This is a genomic window from Psychrobacillus sp. 05T411 (assembly GCF_056396485.1).
Genome location: NZ_JBFTLO010000044.1, coordinates 1 through 18,276, shown reverse-complemented (window position 1 = coordinate 18,276; position 18,276 = coordinate 1). Strand labels below are relative to the sequence as shown.

The window sequence follows — 18,276 nt, the reverse complement described above, 5'->3', positions numbered from 1 at the left end:
GCTCGTACGTCGCTGGTTTCGTGAAGTACGACGTACCCTGCTCGTGCGTCGCTGGTTTCGWGAAGTWYGACGTACCCTGCTCGTGCGTCGCTGGTTTCGCGAAGTAYGACGTACCCTGCTCGTGCGTCGCTGGTTTCGAGAAGTACGACGTCTCCTGCTCGTGCATCGTTCGTTACTAATAGGATCCTGGTGCATGAAGTGACCTAACCCTGAGTTGTTAGCCATTTCTACTGCATTCTGTATAAGTGACATATTCAAACCTCCTTTCATCTTTATTAGAGAAAGAAGCTAGATTCCTTTTTCAAAAAGAATCAAATCCATGCCTATGCACTTTTCTTTCCCTTATCGTAATATATGAGGTTATACTAAAGATGTTAGAGACAATCGCATAGTTTGCGAAAGTAAAATATAAACTCTATATCTTTTTGTGGAATCTTACATTTTTGTTTTATACGAATAATTTAAAAAAGAAAGGAAATAATTCGCGTGGATAATGGCATAATAATACCTGAATATCAGCTTTTTATTCATCCTTTAGATTTAAGTGAACTTCGGAAAGATATATGGTGTGACGATCCTATCGCTGCCAAGCTAAAGATTAACAAAAGAAAGTATGATATTGATATCGCCTATCGTGGCTCCCATATCCGGGATTTTCGAAAGAAGTCGTATCACATTTCATTTTATAAGCCAAGTACGTATAGAAATGCCAAAGAAATTCATATCAACGCAGAATATAAAGATCCTTCTCTATTAAGAAATAAATTATCGCTAGATTTTTTCAATGAAATAGGGTGCTTATCGCCAAAGTCCCAATTTGTATATATGAAATTGAATGGGAAAAATGAGGGGCTTTATTTGGAATTAGAATCAGTGGATGAGCATTTCCTTAAGAATCGACAACTACCACAAGGACCAATATTCTATGCAGTTGATGGCGATGCTAACTTTTCGTTGATGAGTGATCTTGATAAAGAAGTAAAAAAATCACTTAAGGTTGGCTATGAACTAAAATGTGGGACAGAACAAGATGAATTTCATTTACAAAAAATGATTATTGAAATTAATACCATTTCAAAAGCTGAATTTGAAAATGAAGTTGTGAAATATCTCCATGTTGATCAGTATCTCCGCTGGTTGGCTGGCGTTGTTTTCACCCAAAATTTTGATGGTTTTGTTCACAATTACGCACTATACCAGAATAGCGAAACGAGGCTATTCGAAGTCATCCCGTGGGATTACGATGCAACATGGGGAAGGGATGTAAACGGGAAAGTGATGGAGGTAGACTATTTACGAATCGAAGGATTTAATACGCTAACCGCAAGGATTCTCGACGTGAAAACATTTCGACGTCAATACAAAAACTTGCTAGTAGATATTCTAAACAACAAATTTAATGTAGACTATTTGAAACCGAAAATACAAGGTATGCATGATTTAATAAGGCCTTATATTCAAAAAGATCCTTATAAAAAAGACGATATCCATTTATTTGATAAGGAACCGGAGTATATATTGGATTTTATTGAAGCACGGGCGAAATATATAAGAGGGAGATTAGATACATTAGATTAAGTTGTTTCATTAACTTACAAAACCCTCTTTCCATGTGGTAAGGGGGTTGTTGTCGCTTGAATCACAATTATCTGTACTGTAATATAAAATCGATTAAGTGGTGTTCTTCTTACGTGGTCTTTTTATTTTAGTTATAGTTCATCAGCTAAGCGAGTTCCACGGAGATTATTCCGTGTAATAGTGAAGTCATTTTAGCTTCCTTTCTTCAACTATACTGCTTCTTTAGTTTAATAAGAAAAAGCTGCCCTTAAAAGCAGCAACTGTTTACTAAAGCACCCGTTAGTTTAAGTAGATTACTTCACAAAGTTATCCAAATTCTTTTTCATCAGAGTAAAAACTACTGGATGTCCATAAAATTCTCCCTTATTTTCTTTTATTACCTCGAAGCCTTCTCTTTCATAAAAGGAAATATTAGGATTTCCTTTATACACTGTTAAAGATAAAGTAGCGGGTTCTTTGAATTTCTCAAGTCCTGTTAGCAATAGTAATTTTCCAAGTCCTTTTCCTTGATGATTAGGATGAATATATAAGGACTCTAAGAAGACATCTTTATCGGATAAATTTCCTGAGAAAAAAGCATATCCCATAATCTCTTCACTATTTTCAACAACCAAATTTAAAGAGGAACTAAACCGATTATTCATCTCCTCAGTAGAATAAGCATCCTTTAAAACCTTATCTTGTATTTCTTCTGGAATAAACCGACTGTATGTATTCCTCCACGTAGCAACTGCAATAGCCCTAACTCTTTCAACATCTGATAAGTCCATCTCTCTTATTACCATAATTCATCCCCTAAATTTATTTGAATACTGCTTAACTATTAAATTCTTCATTTCCCTGTAAAAACCTTGTTCAACTAAACTGCCCCGTTAGTTGAACAAGGATATTGCTATCCCTAACCAAAGATTTGTGCAGTTATAGCAAATAACTCTTTATTCCTATATGGCATATTTTTAGAGTTCTTTATCATTATCGGTGGATTACTAACTTTTACAAATCCCCTTTCCTGCAAGAACAACATTAACTCGTCATTACTGGATGGCACATCAATCCTTAACTTTCCTTGATGATTAATAAGTAACTCATCAATTATTAAGGAAGCTGTTTGTACATCTGGTGCTACAATAGGTCCTATTAATAGATTTTGAGGACCTAATATGGATAATCCAAATCCAATAATCTTCCCCTTTAGATTTCTAACAACTAAACATTGTTTTGATTGATTTATCCTGTTAAAAAGTAATTTACTTCTTCTATCACCAAACGCAGCCGAATCTAATTCAATAATTTCATTAATATCATTTTCATGGTATTTCTCTATGGTAATTTCTTGTTGATTATTAAACAATTTAGGTGGAATATAATTATCACTTAAATACTTATGTACAGAGTCGACAGTAATAAAGCCCAATTTTTCATATAAGGGTTTCCCATCCTCAGTTGAAATTAACATTATTGATGTATTTTGAGAAACACTGTCTATACATTTCTGAGTAGCCTTTTTCCCTAAACCAATACCTCTATATTCATCATTAACAATAACCATACCAATTGAAGCTAAATCAGTATCGTAAGGTATTATTGCAGCACTCGAAATAATTCTCCCCACAGTATTTTTATGTCCGTATATTTTACCAGATGACATTACAGTTCTGATTTCATATTCATCATAATCCCAGCCAACTGATCTAGATAGTTCTACCAAACCTAAGACATCATATTTATCAAACTCCATTAATTCTAATTCTGTTTTAATGTCTATATGCATTAGAAATCCCCCTATTTTGTTTCTATTCTTAGTATATTTTACTATCTAATATCCTTCTTCAACTAAACTGTTGCGTTAGTTCAATAAAAAAGCTACCCTTACAGGCAGCCACTTGTTTAACTAATGCACCCGTTAGTAGAATAAGAAAAACGCCCCTACATTTCATAGGAACGTATTATAAACATTTATTTTTCTGCTGAAATTATTAAGAACATAGGTCTACGGAGTTCATCTTTCATTTCAGGTATACTTTTTAACATCTCCTCAGAGGGAATTGGTTCCTTGACTGATCTTATATTAAAACCAGCAATAATTAAGTCATTGATATAAGTTGAAATTGTACGATGATATTTTATAACATTTTCAGTTAGGAATGATGTTTCACGTAAACCTTCCAATTGGTAATTGTCAACTGCCCAATGCAGACGATTCCCTTTATCATCATAATGCCAATCTTGTTCGTTCCGAGAAGTGAAAATTGGATGTTCAACCGAAAATACAAAAGAACCTCCAGGCTTTAAACAAGCATAGACCTTTTTACAGAGAGTATCAAAGGACTTAATATAATGAAAAACCAATGAACTGATGACAACATCAAATTGAGAGTCTGAAAAGTCAATGTCTTCAATTGGCATTTTAACGTATGAAATTAAGGAATCATTAGTCATTTCACGGGCTTGTTGAAGCATTTTTTCAGATATATCTACTCCAATAACAGACCTTGCTTGCTGTTCACTAGCATAACGGCAATGCCAACCGAAACCGCATCCCAAATCAAGTACACTTTTATTTTGGAATTCTGGTAAAAGTCCTTTTAATACGTGCCATTCTCCTGCACCTTCAAGTCCTTTGACTGAACGTTCCATTTTTTTATATGCAGAAAAGAAATTAACATTATCATATTTGTTTTGCTTCATAATGTATACAACTCCTAAATATTAAGTTTGCCTCCTAAAATTAAAACAACGTCTAATCCAGGATGCTATCCATCCCCTTCTAACCATTTCTTTCTCCTCATTAAAAAATTTGTATACTTAGCATAATACAGTCCTTATTGAACTAACCTGTTGCTCTAGTTCAATAAGAAAAAAGGCTTTACTCCTTCTTGTAGTAAAGCACCCGTTAGTTGAAGTTGAAGTTAATTAGAATTAAAGTAAATTTTGAAAGAAAAGCAACATTTGGTAAGATGCTTTTTGTGCTGACTCCTTATTATAATTAGAAGAATACGGGTCACCGAATCCATGTTGACCACTAAATTTAAATATCTTAATTTTTCTTTTATCTAAAACTGAAATTAACTCATCGACATTAAATGATTTCTCTTCTTGTGGAAAGAATAGTATTGTTGGTGATTTCGGTGTTATGCTTACAAAATTTCTAATACGTGAACCATAGTACCCCACTATTGCATCAACAGATTCTTCCTTACTACATAACCAAGCTAAAGTGGCACCAACACTAAACCCGACAACATATATTCTTTTGTATTCATTTTTAATATCCAATAATACAGCTTTTATTTTATGTAATGCATTTTCAAAACCTATGTTCTCCATAAAATGATGATAAGCTAATTCCTCTTGAGAATACTCAAAAGGTGCATCACGTCCTAATAAATTTGGACAAATAACATCAAAATTCTGTTCTGATAAAAATTTACAAAAACTTTTCATATGTTGGTTAATACCATAAATTTCGTGTATTACAATAATTGCAGTATCAGTCTTTGTATGCATTAACTCAATCATTTATTCCTCCTGTAAAGCTATTCTTATTAGATTATTTAATAAGATATTATATCATTGCCTCTTCAACTAAACTGCCACTTTAGTTGAAGAAGAATAATGGCTGTCTACTGACAGCCTTGTCCTGCTAAAGCACCCATTAGTTGAAGAGACTTATTAAGCAACTTTTATTTTTTCTCCCAATTATGCATATGCAAATTAGAAAGTTTCACTTCTATAATGGATTCTTTTTCAATATCTAGCTCTACCTCATTATCATGCGGAAACAAATAAAATTCAAATGAATCTCCATCCTTATAATTTAAACCAGATGAACCAGAAGAATAGATTTTAAAAGTACTCCCTTGATATGTTGCTGTTGCGTCAACCTGATTATCATAAGTAAAACCATTTTCAACTCTTGCATGTTCATTACCAGATACTAATGTTGCCCCCCTTAAATTATATGTTCCACTCGACTTAAAGCTAACTTGATAATTTGAATTATCATTGACCCATACTTTGTTTACGTAAATTTGATTCTCACCATCATCATAAAGCACTTTCCCCTCCTTAATTTCAAAATCACTCAAATCAAGCTTAAGAGTATAATCTCCGCCAACAGGATATGAATGAAGTTGATAACCTTCCACATCGTCGGCAATAACACCAATCCCATTTATCCAAAGATTAAGCCATCCACTAATCCAAAGTAAAAGTACAATTGTTCCTACAACAATGATTAACACTTTATAAAAATTTCTTTTTATTTTAAAATCCCCCTAAATAAATTTGTAATGAACCGCAAGAACCCCAATATTTATTGAACTAAACTGCCGCTTTAATTCAATAGAAAAATCGGCTTACTCCTTCTTTAAGTAAAGCACCAGTTACTTTAAGTACAATCTTTCACAAACCTTTATTCTATTGGAACCACTTAGGCTTTAATCTGCTAAAGTAATCATGATCTTCTAAATACATATAAACTTTATCTAACATCTCATTCATGTTGTTTGGAATAGTTTTTAAAGTCCATACTACAGTAGAGAAAACGCACATCGCTAGGTAAAGTGAATACAACCTCCAAAAATCTTCATCAGGCTCTTTATTATTAAAATAACCTCTGATTTGTCCTATTGAAAAAGGAATGCTTACTTCTCGGCTGAAAATTCCTATCTTTAGAAATTCATGAATTGGATCTCCCCAATCATACCTGTTAAAGTCTATAACTCCAGCAAATGTTTTATTATTCACGATGATGTTTCCAAGGTGAAAATCATCATGTTGAAATAAGTTCGGGCGTTGTTTCATGAGATGGATATTCTCATCAATAAAACCCATTATTTTATGGTCATTTTTAACCTTTACCTCACACGCTAAGTAAGCATCTATATATTTCTTATGCTTTTCAACTTTTCTTGAATACCACGAAGAGATATGGTTTGGAGCAGATAATTGATGCATTTTCCTTAATTCTTTTCCTGCATCAATACCAATATTATATTGTTCTTGGTCTGAGTATTTTGAGATTTCATCCTCAGCATCCTTACCTTCTATATATGATGTAATCATATACCCCCGATTTCCTACCTCACCAATTGAAATCGGTTGTGAACAAGTGACGTGATAATCCTGCAACCCTTCCATAATAGAGTATTCTGTCCTCTTTAGTTCCAACTCTTCTAAATTAAACATCCGAAGTAATAGTTTTTTGTTACCATCTTGCATATGTATTAGATATTTTTCATCTGTGGAAAACCCCTTTTTAATTTCAATAACTTCTTTACAATTACTTATTAAAGGAATCTGTTTTATTAGTGTTTTATTCACACCCTCACCCCTGTTATTAAATTTTGAAATCAATTCAATACTCTTAAACTTGTATATTTCTATGAAAAAAATACATTGCCTTTTTTCACTAACTTGCGGCGTTAGTTTGATAACGTGGATTATAATTCTTTAGGTCTTCCTCTTTAATACCTTCTTTCTGTGCTTCGTCAGTGATTTTGTAATTGAATTGAAATACATCCTTGTCATGGGCAAAATAGGTATACTCAACATATGGTTCATTCTTGAAGGTTACAACTGCAAAGTATTCTGGAAGCTTAAATCCCCATTTGCCCTCAATAGATTCAATATCCTCTTTTTCAAAGCCCATCTCTTCAATTAGGTAAGTAGTTACTCTATTTTTGTAGATATATTTATTTGCTTGTATTGATACTAACGGCACAATTACTAATCCAATAAGAATAACCAGTAGAATAATTTTAATAATCCTCTTTTTTCTTCTCATTGTCCCCCCCCTATTTGGTACCTATATTTTTACTAAACTGCCGCGTTAGTGAAATAGCGATTGCTCTATTGAACAATCGCACCCGATTGCGGAAAAATAAGTAAAAAACGAGATGACATTCTTATAAATTTGAACTCCTTGAGATAGCTCCCATAACAGTACCTATCCATATTCCTACTAACGTAGTAATCGTAAATAAACCCAGTCCCATACCTTCCCAACCACCAACTCCAATTACGCTATAAATAATTACCCCGATACAAATCAGACTTAATACAGTAGAGGTGGAAAATAAAGATTTTTTGGAAACTTTACGGGATGTAATAAACATCCCAATTGCAAACACAATTCCGCAAAGCAATATAGGAGTCCATCCCTCTAACATCAAAGCATCCATTTAATTACCCCCTGTTATGTTTTTCCACAAATTAGTCCAATGATTTTTGTCAAAAAGTTTACATATATTAACTTATTCAACGCAATCGCAAAAAAACCTTCTTCTTCAACTAAACTGCGACCTTAGTTGAATAAGGAACAATAACTTATAAATCAGGTTTAATGTATTCTCCTGTCAAAGCATTAAAGCCCGCTGCTTTCATTTCTGACCCATCACGATTCCAACCTACCACTAACATCATGGTAATGTTGGTCTCTTGATTTTTTATAAGCATAAAATTATAACCTTTCGCCCAGTCTTTACCAGGATAAACATTGCCCATTTTCAGGGCTTTTTTAAGCAACTCTGGTGAATCATATTTAATATCTTCTAAGGAAATAAAATCCTTTTTGGGATAAGGAGAGTTACCGTCCACTGTTAAATCTTTTTTTTCTTCAATTTCCCCTTTATAAATGGTTACCAAAAAATTCTTATGGGTATCTGGTACTCCAAAATTAATATTCCAATATTTTCTTTTCCCATTGCTTCCTATTGACTTCTCAGCCTTATCATCTAAGTCTATATTTATCGCATCTAGTAATTGTGCATTTTCATCCCATTCCAAAGCAGCGGGATATGCTAATTCAATCGCTTGTTTTATTGATAATTCTTGTTGTTCATCGACTTTAAATGTACCGTCAGCTGAATCTATTGAACCAACCGATACTTTCTCAACAGCCCCAATTGAAATTATCAAAAGTAAGACAATAAAAACTACTTTTTTCATTTTCTTATACCTCTTTTAGGGGTATTCTTTCCAAACCTTGTTCAACTATACTGCTGTGTTAATTAAAGTGTAACATTGAATCATCGAAATCTTCTTGATGTTTTAACTTGAAACAAGACCATCGAATTTGATGGTCTTGTTTCACTAAAGCACCCGTTAGTTGAATAAAGAATAGAAGCACATTTATTTAAACCTATATTGTATTAGTTGGTTTTCCATGCCTAAGTATTCTTCATTTCCAATCCTACTTATCTCTATAAATCCTATTTTCTCAAGCATTTTTCTGGAACGAATATTCTCTTCGTGGGTTTCTGCATTAAATATTGTAATTCCTAACTTTTTAGTAGCGTAATCCATCATACATAGAAGAGAATTAGCCCCAATTCCTTTCCCCCATAATGTACTCTCGCCAATTGCAATACCTAATTCAGCTGTATTATCTTTAATACAGGCTAAATCTGCATACCCAACTAACCTTTCTTCCAATTCTATTCCCATTCGAACAAAATCTTCAGGTTCATTATTTATACAATGAAACCACCATCTATATAATTCTTCTTCACTTCTATTTTTCTCCCATCCATTCCCTAAACAAAAAATGTCATCCTTACTCCAATTTAAAACAATTTCATAGTCATCTATGCTTAAATTTCTAATTTTTATGGAATGTATATTATTTTAAGTATTCATTCTTCTATCTCCCAATAGATATCTTTGTTCAACTAAACTTCTGCGTTAGTTCAACTCTAAAAAGCTACCGTTACAGGCAGCCACTTGCTTAACTAAAGCACCCGATAGTGAATAACAATTAAGACTATCATCTATTAGACCTGTTCTACTAGAGTCCCCGTTTTTTCAATGAAATATCAGTTTTGTTCCTTCTTATAGAACCTTCTTATTACATTCCCAATAATTCCCCCTATTAGACCAACTATGCTTAAAGTAATTATCTGGTCCCAATCAACCTCTTTGTTCTTCCAAAAACTAATTGCAAGTGCTGCTATTATCACACCAACAACCCATGCTACCCAAGACTTGAATATTCTTTTTATCACTATTTCTCCCCCATAAAACGACTGTTCTGCTATTGTTTTTCTTAAACTATCCTGCTGCGTTAGTTAAATAAGTAAAAATGCTTTACCCCTTCTTGAAGTAAAGCACCCGTTAGTTGAAGTACAATATTTAACAAAATATAATTATGATTAAACGAACTTGTACATTAGAATATCGTCCACATATTTATTTTCATTTACCTTAAATTCTTTAACTTTACGACCTTCCTCCATAAATCCCATACTCTTGTATAATGAAATTGCCCTATGATTTGTGGAGAATACCCCTAAACTCACCTTTTCAATTAGTGGGTGGTTTTCTGCCCAATCCAACAATGCTTTAATAAGTATTTTTCCTATTCCCATACCTCTATATTTTTCACTTATAGACATTGAAATAGTGCCAGTGTGCGATAGTCTTTTTAAATTATGAGAACGAAACACAATCGAACCTATAACCACACTATTTATCTCTGCAACTATTAAATTTTCATTTTCATTGTTTAATACCCCTTGTATTTTTTCTCTTTGTTGATTTACAGATCTTTTTTCTAACTCTTCAGGTACTATGATGAAATAATCTCTTTCGAAAATAATGGAATTTGTTATTTCTAAAAGGGCTTCGGCATCTTCTAATTTTACTGTTCGAATTATACAATTTTGAGTGTTGATTATGTCTGACATTAAAATCCCCCAATCTATATTCTAAAAAAATTCCTCAACCAAACTCCTATTTCCTTATTCAACTAACCTACCCCTTTAGTTTAAGTGTAACATTTCACAATGCATATCTGAGATCAACTAAATTTTTTAGACATAAAAATATACCATCGAAATGATGGCCATGTTTTGCTAAAGCACCCGTTAGTTGAAGATGTATTTACTTAATTATTACTTAATAATATGACTTCATCACTTCTTATTACTTCAAAGGTTAAATCATTCTCGATACTAAGTACAGAAGCTGAGGTTACTTCCGTATTATTTTCACTTGTGAAAAATATTCCGTATCCATTATTTTCAGGGTATCCATACAAATAACAAACTACTTTTTCATCCTTTAAAAAAACTACTTGGTTCACTCCTTCACTAACTGTTTCTATAATATCACCCCATTTATATCCAACTGTTTCATATATCGTATCTTTTGATATATATGGGTCAAAAGAATATGCTACATCCCATTCAAAGGGGGTTAAATTTGATAAATTTACAGTTTGAACGGATTGTTCAATGGATAATACTTCTTCTTTCAATAATTCCGAGTTAACATCCCATAAATCTTTCTTTAACAGATTTATTAAAACAACAATAGATAGTATAACGATAGCTATTATCGCTACTGTTTTTTTGGATTTCATATCAATAATTCCMCCGTTCGTTTGTTCAACTCTTCTGCACTTTTACTTTAATACGTTTGAAACGAATAGAGGTTCCTTTTTTGAAATTTCCCATCAAAAATCCATCTTTCTTATTGAACTAAACTGCTTCTTTAGTTCAATAAGAAAAAGTGCTTTACTCCTTCTTAAGTAAATCACCCGTTAGTCAAAAAGGAAGTTGATTACTAATTCATAAACAATGGTTAAAATATAAGATTTCTTAGAAACAGAAGACCGTATAATAATACACCACCGATTAAAATCAACAATCCAATCATTACAAATCCATATATAAAACCTTTGCCCATCGAAACTGAATCCAAGAACATATTTTTAAAAGTTTCAACCATCTTATTCATATTACATCCACTATCCCTTAGCAATGAACTATTGCCTATATTTTACCATAGCGTCTTATTAAACTAACCTGCTTCTTTAGTTCAATAAGAAAAAAGGCTTTACTCCTTCTGGAAGTAAAGCACCTCGTTAGTTGAAGATGCTTAATAAAAGAACGTTAATCCGTTTAGATTAACGCTCTACAGTTTGAATTATTTTATCGTGGAATTTTCACATTAAAGCTGTCGAATTTGTAGTTCTTATTCTCGTAAATTTTCATATCTACTTTTTCTTCCGGAAGTTCAATAAACGGTGTTATGGTCAATTCATCTACCCTTTCATTAATAGGCTCATAAACCATTTTTCCATCTCCGTCATACACGGTTCCTTCGAGTATTTCTAGTTCCTTACCTGATGAATCCACCACTCGGAATTTTAGAAACATCTCCAAATGACCTATTTCCCAACTTCTAGCCTCATAGCTGAGTAGCAGACCACTTGGACCAAGTATTACTTTGTCTACCGTGAATCTAAAGTCCCCTCTTCTTTCTGAATGACCAATATCGATTTCTTCATTATTCTGTTTCGTAACTGGAGTAGTAAAACTCCATTGTTCGCCTGACTGTCCTTTGAAGCTCAGTTCCAAGTTTAGTTCATCAGGTTGTGACTTATCCTGCCAATAAGGATCGACATGTAAGAACCCTACTGTTTCTTTTGCTGTTTCGATGATATTATTTATTCCAATTCCACCTGGAACCTCTTGCTTATCTATTTTGTATCCAGCTATTTCAATATATTGCTCAACAATTGGTTTTTCGGAAACGACCGAATAGCTAATATTAAACCTTGTACCATCATAGAATATTTCTCCCAGACTAATGGTAATCCCATTGGCCGTTTTGGATTGTTCTACAACTTCTGTTAGAGCCAGTTCTGAAACCTTTTTTTGTCCCGAATCACCTAAATAGCTAAAAATGGAGCTTATACCGGGAATAGAAGACACAACCATAGCCATAGCTGGAGACACCATCGTAGAAGCGACTAACAATCCAAAAGCCAAAACTGCTGCCCCTATACCATAGCCCCATTTTTTTTGTGCTGATGGTTTTCTCAGGTGATGTGTCTGGTTCTTTTCAATCGATTGCTTTAATATTGCCTTTACTCGTGCTTTTTCGACTTCATTTACTTCCATTTCTTCAAAATCTTCATCATTTAGCTTGATATTATTTAAATGTTCATAGATATCTTTCATGCAAAAGTCCCTCCTAAAATATTATTAGTCCGTTGTTGTTTTAGTTTTTTCTTTCCACGATAAATGCGATTATCGACTGTGGCTCTCGTTAAACCAAGATTTTTTGCTATTTCTTCACTTGTCATGTCCAAGAAAAATTTCATCATAAAAATATCTCGGTCAATCACTTCAAACCCACACATTAGCTTTAATAGTTCATTTTTATTTTCAGTAACGAGAACTTCGTTTTCTACAGAAGGGCTACTACCTACCTCAAAATCATTCGTACCAACAATTTCAACTCCCACTCGTTTGTTTGCTATTCGATAGGTATCAATTGCTTTAAATTTTGCGACCACACAGAGCCATTTGCGAAAATCATCCGTGTCCCCTTCAAACTGATTTGCGTGATGCCAAATAGTTAAAAAAACATCATTTATACATTCATCAACTAGTCCGGGGTTTCCTAACGGGGACAATATTTTATAGGTAATGCCCTTAACTAACGGTAAATATTTATCAACTGCATATTCTAAAGCATCTTCTTTTTGACGTTTAAGCCGTTTTATAAAATTATGGTCGGTAGATCTCATAAGATTTGTCTCCTTACTTTTTGTAAAATCCCTCTCACTATATACAACGTAACATATACACGTTTTTTCTCACATTTAATAAAATTTGTTTTCAATATTAATCATAAAGCTGGAATACCTTTCCCTTTGTTTCTTAAACTACAACAAAAAAACCTGCCAAAGACAGGTATTTTCGGTTTCAAAAACATTAAATTATATTTGAGTTCATTAGTAAATTCTTATTAAACTAACCTGCTGGTTTTTTCAATTAGAAAAAAGCTTTACTCCTTCTTGAAGTAAAGCACCCGTTAGTTGAACAAGATTAATCAATTAAACTAAGTTCATAATGAATACGTTCCAAAACCCTTTTCGGATTTATATCATAACCTACTGCTCTTTTTCCACTCCAATTAACACCTAGATATAATCCATCTTTTTCTAGACCTTTTAACCATCGATCGAGGAAATCATCAAATTCTATTTCATATGGTTGAAATCCTTTATAATCGGGAACATTTTCAATGATTTTTTCTGCCCTCGATTTCAAAGACCAAAATGGCATTGATGTTTCACCGTCAATATTTGTTGATGTTGGAATACCACCTTCGTCTCTAATTGTCCATATTTTACGATGATTAATAATTTCTTTTATAAATGCATTCCATTGTGCAGCTGCTTGAGACAAAATAACACCTACTTTGTGTTTAGTAAAGAGAGCTGTATTATCAGCTCTATATTTCATTAAAGCACCCGTTAGTTGAAGATTACAAACTCAGTTTCTTATAAAAAACTGAATATTCATTCAATAAATACCATGTGCGTCAACTGGTAATTGCCTAATTTGTTTAAGGAATTCCTTCATTTTTTTATCGTCATCCATTGGATATGTAAATAATAATTGTTCAGCAACATCTTTTGCTAACACTCTAAATAATTCACAAGCCACAAATATCGAACTCCAAAAATTCTTATAATTGTAGTCAGAGTAGGTTTTTTTATACATTTCCCAACAGTATTCAGGGAGATATTGTTTAAAGTACTTACCCATCTTGCCTGCAGAAACTTGGAAATCATATTTTATGCCGATCCACCAAGAAACCATCTCGTCTAACCTAACTCTTACTACCAACTCAAACATTTGTTTTGCATAGGGCAACTCATCACGCCATATTCCTTTTCCAACGTTCTGCAGACACCACCAAAAGTCATTACAACTATTCATAAAGAGAGGTTTTGATGGTTTCTTTACCCAATAATCCTTATCTGTGGGTTTAGGGATATTAGGAAGAATGTTGTCCTTATCCAATAAAGGAATCGTAAGTTTGTCCTTCGTATAGTTTTCAATCATAGCTTCTCTTGTTTTGATATGTAAGTCGATTCGATTACCATCTGTAAAGAGCATTAAATATCCATAAGACTTTTCAAAATCCAAATCTAACCCAATACATTTACCATTTTTATCGGGTTCTTGAATCATAATTAAATTTCCAAAAGAATTAATCCATTCCTCATCTTTTATGAAAGAGGCTGTTTCTGTGACTACATAAACAATATCATAATCTTGGAAAATATCCTTTGGAACATTAGAATTGGTTCTTGAACCATTCATATAAACAGCTCGAATACGTTCATCTTTTTGAGCTATGCCTACTATTAAATCAAACATCTCTTTTTCGTTTCTCAAGTGTTAGTCCTCCTCGTAAGGATCTCTGATTAATATTTAATTCTATATAAACTGTAATGTTCCCTTTAAATTACAATACATTTCTTCTTTAACTAAACTGCTTCGTTAGTTCAATAAAAAAAGCTACCCTTACAGGCAGCCACTTTTTTTAACTAAAGCTACCCGTTAGCCATCCATGAAGCGCAAAATCAGCGCTTCACCACAGAGAATGAAAATGGTGAAAAACCGTCTATACTGATTCTACGGCTGGGAGAAGAAGGTCGATGATCTATGGTGCCATAAAGCCCTTCCGTTAGTCTGACTCCAACGACCACGGTGCATCACAGACTGTCGCTCCCTTACGGGAAGCACTCATGGGAGATTAATCCTACTCTGGTTATTGCACCAGCCTCCAATACTATTTGCCGTAGAAAGGATGATTACAATGGAAGTAATCATTGAACGCGCATGTGGAATGGACGTCCATAAAGATTCCGTTACTGCATGTATTATGACACCAAAAGGAAAGGAGATTCAAACGTTTTCCACTAAAACTGTATTTCTATTACAGTTAATCGACTGGATTAAGGAGCATGGTTGTACTCACGTAGCAATGGAAAGTACAGGTGTATTTTGGAAGCCTATTGTTAATTTATTAGAAGCGGAGAGTATTGAGTTTTTAGTAGTCAATGCTCAACATATGTTAGCAGTACCAGGTCGCAAGACCGATGTGAAGGATGCCGAATGGATTGCCAAACTTCTTCGTCACGGTCTACTCAAAGCAAGTTTCATCCCAGACAGGAATCAGCGAGAACTACGAGAGTTAGTTCGATATCGCCGAAGTATTATTGAAGAGCGTGCTAGACAACATAATCGGATTCAAAAGGTTTTAGAAGGAGCGAATATCAAACTAGGCTCCGTTGTCTCCGACATCATGGGAGTTTCTGCTCTTGATATGCTTCGTGCCATCGCCGATGGCAAAGACGATCCAGAAAAGTTAGCAAGTTTAGCTCGACGATCAATGAAGAAAAAAAAGACTGAACTTGAACTCGCTCTTCGTGGGTATATCAATCAACATCAACGGTTAATGATAAAAACCATTCTAACTCATATTGATTTTTTATCTGAGCAGGTTGAGCTGCTAAACCAAGAGGTGGCTATTAGATTATCCTCCCATCAAGAAGATATTGAACGGTTGGATTCTATCCCTGGCATTGCCACTCGTATGGCCGAACAGATTATAGCTGAAGTCGGAACTGATGTGGAGAAACAATTTCCCAGTGCGGCTCACTTATGTTCCTGGGCAGGATTAACACCTGGACATAATGAGAGTGCCGGTAAGCGAAAATCAACCAACATGAAAAAGGAAATAAATATTTGAAATCTGCATTAATAGAAGCCGCTCATTCTGTCAAAGGTTCCAAAACATATCTAGGAGCATTGTATAGACGTACTGCATCCCGAAAAGGTAAAAAGCGTGCAGGAGTAACTGTCGCTCATGCCATTTTAAGAATCTCCTATTATCTCTTAACCCGCAAAGAGATGTACGTAGATTTAGGAGAAGATTACTTTGACAAGCAAAAAGAACAATCAATTGTACGATATTCTGTTCGAAGACTTGAAAACTTAGGTTACAACGTTACAATCGCTGAACCAAATGCCTCCTAATCCAACCCACAATTTGATTCTCATTTAGGCGCTGCACTTTTTTAAAAAATAAATGAGCTGCGTCTGATTTCGTATTGTCTTTTTCTCTAAATCGAAGATTTTAATTTTCATGGGAGTTGAATAAGAATCACTATTTAGTTAGAGGGAAGATATTTCTTCCATTCTTTCCAGACTTGCAAATAATCATTTAGGTCATGCGGATGAACTTTAATACATACTCCAATACGTGTATATAACTGAAAAAGAACTTCATCTAAAAGCCGTTCCTCAGTAAAAGAATCATGAATATTACACAACGAAAACAATGAAGAAAGCGTACTTAAATTTAGACTATCAGGCGATGAACAAAACGAATAAGTAAAATCGTATATTTTCGGACCGATTAATGGTGATGGGTCAATGACTCCTTTTAATTTGTTGTCCAAATATACAAAATTATGTACACCAGTATCTCCATGTAGATAATACTTCACTTCTTGTTCATGATATGATTTTAATTTATTTACCAAAACCTCGATTCTTCTATGGTCCTCACTTGGAAATAAATCTCCTATATTCTTTCGGGCAGACTCCAAACTACTTTGGTTAAATTCTGACCAAGAATTTCTATATATTCCATTGATCCTACCCCAATGTGTGTCTTTATCCACCTTTTTGTATTTATTGAACAACTCTTTAATTAAAATTGTCATCCATTCTATTTTAGAACCTCGATTAAAATGGGTCTCTCCAGAAATATAATAGTAGGCAATAAATTCTTTTTCATCGTCTGTATAAAGAACATCTGGCAACAATCCTACATCATTATAAGCCACAAGGAAATCCTTAGTTGCAGTTATAGTCTTAGTGGTGTCAATTTTTATCACATAGGTTGGTATCTCTTTAAAAAGAAGAGTGTATAAAACACCATTTGTTGTACCACTATTTAAACTCTTCACTTCCAAACCATCATTTACTATCAAACCTTTATTAATTAGAAAATCAATAATTTCATTAATTTTTTTCATCTGTCAATCCTCAATAGTTAATTTTTTTGAAACTTAAGTATTTCAATTACCTCCTTATTTACGAATTATAACATTATTCAATTTTTTGATTATTAAATTTTCTAAAACAAAACCTTTTTGAACTAAACTGCAACTTTAGTTCAAAAAGAAAAAGACTTTACCCCATCTTGAAGTAAAGCACTCGATAGTTGTATAATATGACTCCGCATGTAATTATTTTCCAGGTAAGAGTTTTGTAATCAGTCTAATTCTAATACGATCGGTTCAATTTCCTTTATTATCTTTACAGTAACAGGCACTAATTTGAATGTGCTTGGAATTTGTTCGTGACCGTCAAATTGTAACTTATAAACGGTTCGATTATCAATAAAATTTACAGTTGTTCGGTCAGAAACAAATAAACGATCGTTAATGACCATCTCCCAACTTTCTGCACGAACTTCTGGCTCTCCTTCCGTAGAAATTTGTAAATGTAATGTGTCTTGTTTGATTTCTAATGCATCGATTATATATGTTGCGTTTTCAAACTGAAATGGTTGTAACTKTGCAGCACTCACTTCCGTCTCGTATAAACTGAAAACATTTGCTTGCATTGCAAGCACCTCTAATGTCTCTGGCTTTGTATGGCTCGGAAYAGAAGTTGTGTAAATCGTTTCCCCTAATACATCTGTTCCTCCACCACTTGTAYTAGAAATATTGATCATAGGTTGTTCACCTTCTAAATACTTTGTGCTTTTAATTAATTGTCCTGCTTCATTTCTAATCGCATATTGAATTTCTGTTCTCATTTTACCGAAAAAGTCGTCTTGCGTATGATCGAGTTGCAATTGGTCAGCACT

Annotated in this window: 20 protein-coding genes and 2 pseudogenes; 2 read left to right on the top strand and 20 right to left on the bottom strand. The window is 33.6% G+C overall.

Going from position 1 to position 18,276, the window contains the following annotated elements:
- On the bottom strand, positions 1–252 hold a 252-nt coding region (locus AC1DFT_RS19790; protein WP_478161223.1), incomplete at its 3' end, for a CotG/ExsB N-terminal domain-containing protein.
- Between the two features lie 234 nt (positions 253–486).
- Between AC1DFT_RS19790 and AC1DFT_RS19785 the strand changes: the two genes are divergently transcribed.
- Positions 487–1,578: a CotH kinase family protein gene (locus tag AC1DFT_RS19785; protein ID WP_478161221.1), complete on the top strand. Its 1,092-nt coding sequence runs from the start codon at positions 487–489 to the stop codon at positions 1,576–1,578.
- A gap of 293 nt (positions 1,579–1,871) precedes the next feature.
- Here the strand turns inward: AC1DFT_RS19785 and AC1DFT_RS19780 are convergent, their stop codons facing one another.
- The 17 genes from AC1DFT_RS19780 to AC1DFT_RS19700 all read right to left on the bottom strand — a co-directional run bounded on the left by AC1DFT_RS19780 (position 1,872) and on the right by AC1DFT_RS19700 (position 14,783).
- Positions 1,872–2,363, bottom strand: coding sequence for an N-acetyltransferase family protein (locus AC1DFT_RS19780; protein ID WP_478161219.1), 492 nt, complete (start codon positions 2,361–2,363; stop codon positions 1,872–1,874).
- Positions 2,364–2,476: 113 nt separating this feature from the next.
- Positions 2,477–3,349 (bottom strand): GNAT family N-acetyltransferase, encoded by an 873-nt coding sequence (locus AC1DFT_RS19775; protein WP_478161217.1) that lies wholly within the window; start codon positions 3,347–3,349, stop codon positions 2,477–2,479.
- Positions 3,350–3,534: 185 nt separating this feature from the next.
- A complete protein-coding gene (locus AC1DFT_RS19770; protein ID WP_478161215.1) occupies positions 3,535–4,266 on the bottom strand; it encodes a class I SAM-dependent methyltransferase in 732 nt (243 codons plus the stop codon).
- 231 nt (positions 4,267–4,497) lie between these two features.
- Positions 4,498–5,097, bottom strand: coding sequence for a dienelactone hydrolase family protein (locus AC1DFT_RS19765; RefSeq protein ID WP_478161213.1), 600 nt, complete (start codon positions 5,095–5,097; stop codon positions 4,498–4,500).
- A 164-nt stretch (positions 5,098–5,261) separates the two neighbouring features.
- Positions 5,262–5,822, bottom strand: coding sequence for a hypothetical protein (locus AC1DFT_RS19760; RefSeq protein ID WP_478161211.1), 561 nt, complete (start codon positions 5,820–5,822; stop codon positions 5,262–5,264).
- A 175-nt stretch (positions 5,823–5,997) separates the two neighbouring features.
- Positions 5,998–6,903 carry an aminoglycoside phosphotransferase family protein gene (locus AC1DFT_RS19755; protein ID WP_478161209.1) on the bottom strand — a complete coding sequence of 302 codons (906 nt, stop codon included), beginning with the start codon at positions 6,901–6,903 and terminating at the stop codon, positions 5,998–6,000.
- A gap of 88 nt (positions 6,904–6,991) precedes the next feature.
- Positions 6,992–7,366, bottom strand: coding sequence for a DUF3139 domain-containing protein (locus AC1DFT_RS19750; protein ID WP_478161207.1), 375 nt, complete (start codon positions 7,364–7,366; stop codon positions 6,992–6,994).
- Positions 7,367–7,487: 121 nt separating this feature from the next.
- Entirely contained in the window at positions 7,488–7,763 is a 276-nt protein-coding gene (locus AC1DFT_RS19745) for a YesK family protein (RefSeq protein ID WP_478161205.1), read from the bottom strand.
- Between the two features lie 145 nt (positions 7,764–7,908).
- Positions 7,909–8,529, bottom strand: coding sequence for a hypothetical protein (locus AC1DFT_RS19740; protein WP_478161203.1), 621 nt, complete (start codon positions 8,527–8,529; stop codon positions 7,909–7,911).
- Positions 8,530–8,712: 183 nt separating this feature from the next.
- Positions 8,713–9,186, bottom strand: coding sequence for a GNAT family N-acetyltransferase (locus AC1DFT_RS19735; RefSeq protein ID WP_478161225.1), 474 nt, complete (start codon positions 9,184–9,186; stop codon positions 8,713–8,715).
- Positions 9,187–9,395: 209 nt separating this feature from the next.
- Entirely contained in the window at positions 9,396–9,584 is a 189-nt protein-coding gene (locus AC1DFT_RS19730; RefSeq protein WP_478161201.1) for a hypothetical protein, read from the bottom strand.
- A 147-nt stretch (positions 9,585–9,731) separates the two neighbouring features.
- A complete protein-coding gene (locus tag AC1DFT_RS19725) occupies positions 9,732–10,265 on the bottom strand; it encodes a GNAT family N-acetyltransferase (protein ID WP_478161199.1) in 534 nt (177 codons plus the stop codon).
- Between the two features lie 200 nt (positions 10,266–10,465).
- The gene (locus tag AC1DFT_RS19720; protein WP_478161197.1) at positions 10,466–10,942 is read right to left on the bottom strand and encodes a hypothetical protein; all 477 of its coding nucleotides are present in this window, start codon (positions 10,940–10,942) and stop codon (positions 10,466–10,468) included.
- 571 nt (positions 10,943–11,513) lie between these two features.
- Entirely contained in the window at positions 11,514–12,548 is a 1,035-nt protein-coding gene (locus AC1DFT_RS19715; protein WP_478161195.1) for a DUF4179 domain-containing protein, read from the bottom strand.
- On the bottom strand, positions 12,545–13,120 hold the full coding sequence (locus tag AC1DFT_RS19710; protein ID WP_478161193.1) for a sigma-70 family RNA polymerase sigma factor: 576 nt from the start codon (positions 13,118–13,120) through the stop codon (positions 12,545–12,547). The genes AC1DFT_RS19715 and AC1DFT_RS19710 overlap by 4 nt, the downstream gene beginning before the upstream one ends.
- 301 nt (positions 13,121–13,421) lie before the next feature.
- Positions 13,422–13,841, bottom strand: a complete 420-nt coding sequence (locus tag AC1DFT_RS19705; protein WP_478161191.1) for a DUF2750 domain-containing protein — start codon at positions 13,839–13,841, stop codon at positions 13,422–13,424.
- Positions 13,842–13,901: 60 nt separating this feature from the next.
- On the bottom strand, positions 13,902–14,783 hold the full coding sequence (locus AC1DFT_RS19700) for an aminoglycoside 6-adenylyltransferase (RefSeq protein WP_478161189.1): 882 nt from the start codon (positions 14,781–14,783) through the stop codon (positions 13,902–13,904).
- A gap of 424 nt (positions 14,784–15,207) precedes the next feature.
- On the opposite strand from AC1DFT_RS19700, the pseudogene AC1DFT_RS19695 reads away from it, so the two are divergent.
- A pseudogene (locus tag AC1DFT_RS19695) lies at positions 15,208–16,430 on the top strand (IS110 family RNA-guided transposase).
- A 134-nt stretch (positions 16,431–16,564) separates the two neighbouring features.
- Here the strand turns inward: AC1DFT_RS19695 and AC1DFT_RS19690 are convergent.
- Together AC1DFT_RS19690 and AC1DFT_RS19685 are read right to left on the bottom strand one after the other, a co-directional pair.
- Positions 16,565–17,437 (bottom strand): phosphotransferase, encoded by an 873-nt coding sequence (locus AC1DFT_RS19690; protein ID WP_478161187.1) that lies wholly within the window; start codon positions 17,435–17,437, stop codon positions 16,565–16,567.
- Positions 17,438–17,676: 239 nt separating this feature from the next.
- Positions 17,677–18,276, bottom strand: a pseudogene (locus AC1DFT_RS19685) (anti-sigma factor); the annotation flags it as partial.

What these genes read in the sequence shown, in the direction of transcription:
- AC1DFT_RS19780 (WP_478161219.1), bottom strand. Translation starts at nt 2,363, where the DNA reads ATGGTAATAAGAGAGATGGACTTATCAGATGTTGAAAGAGTTAGGGCT.
- AC1DFT_RS19775 (WP_478161217.1), bottom strand. Translation starts at nt 3,349, where the DNA reads ATGCATATAGACATTAAAACAGAATTAGAATTAATGGAGTTTGATAAA.
- AC1DFT_RS19770 (WP_478161215.1), bottom strand. Translation starts at nt 4,266, where the DNA reads ATGAAGCAAAACAAATATGATAATGTTAATTTCTTTTCTGCATATAAA.
- AC1DFT_RS19765 (WP_478161213.1), bottom strand. Translation starts at nt 5,097, where the DNA reads ATGATTGAGTTAATGCATACAAAGACTGATACTGCAATTATTGTAATA.
- AC1DFT_RS19750 (WP_478161207.1), bottom strand. Translation starts at nt 7,366, where the DNA reads ATGAGAAGAAAAAAGAGGATTATTAAAATTATTCTACTGGTTATTCTT.
- AC1DFT_RS19745 (WP_478161205.1), bottom strand. Translation starts at nt 7,763, where the DNA reads ATGGATGCTTTGATGTTAGAGGGATGGACTCCTATATTGCTTTGCGGA.
- AC1DFT_RS19740 (WP_478161203.1), bottom strand. Translation starts at nt 8,529, where the DNA reads ATGAAAAAAGTAGTTTTTATTGTCTTACTTTTGATAATTTCAATTGGG.
- AC1DFT_RS19725 (WP_478161199.1), bottom strand. Translation starts at nt 10,265, where the DNA reads ATGTCAGACATAATCAACACTCAAAATTGTATAATTCGAACAGTAAAA.
- AC1DFT_RS19720 (WP_478161197.1), bottom strand. Translation starts at nt 10,942, where the DNA reads ATGAAATCCAAAAAAACAGTAGCGATAATAGCTATCGTTATACTATCT.
- AC1DFT_RS19715 (WP_478161195.1), bottom strand. Translation starts at nt 12,548, where the DNA reads ATGAAAGATATCTATGAACATTTAAATAATATCAAGCTAAATGATGAA.
- AC1DFT_RS19710 (WP_478161193.1), bottom strand. Translation starts at nt 13,120, where the DNA reads ATGAGATCTACCGACCATAATTTTATAAAACGGCTTAAACGTCAAAAA.
- AC1DFT_RS19705 (WP_478161191.1), bottom strand. Translation starts at nt 13,841, where the DNA reads ATGAAATATAGAGCTGATAATACAGCTCTCTTTACTAAACACAAAGTA.
- AC1DFT_RS19690 (WP_478161187.1), bottom strand. Translation starts at nt 17,437, where the DNA reads ATGAAAAAAATTAATGAAATTATTGATTTTCTAATTAATAAAGGTTTG.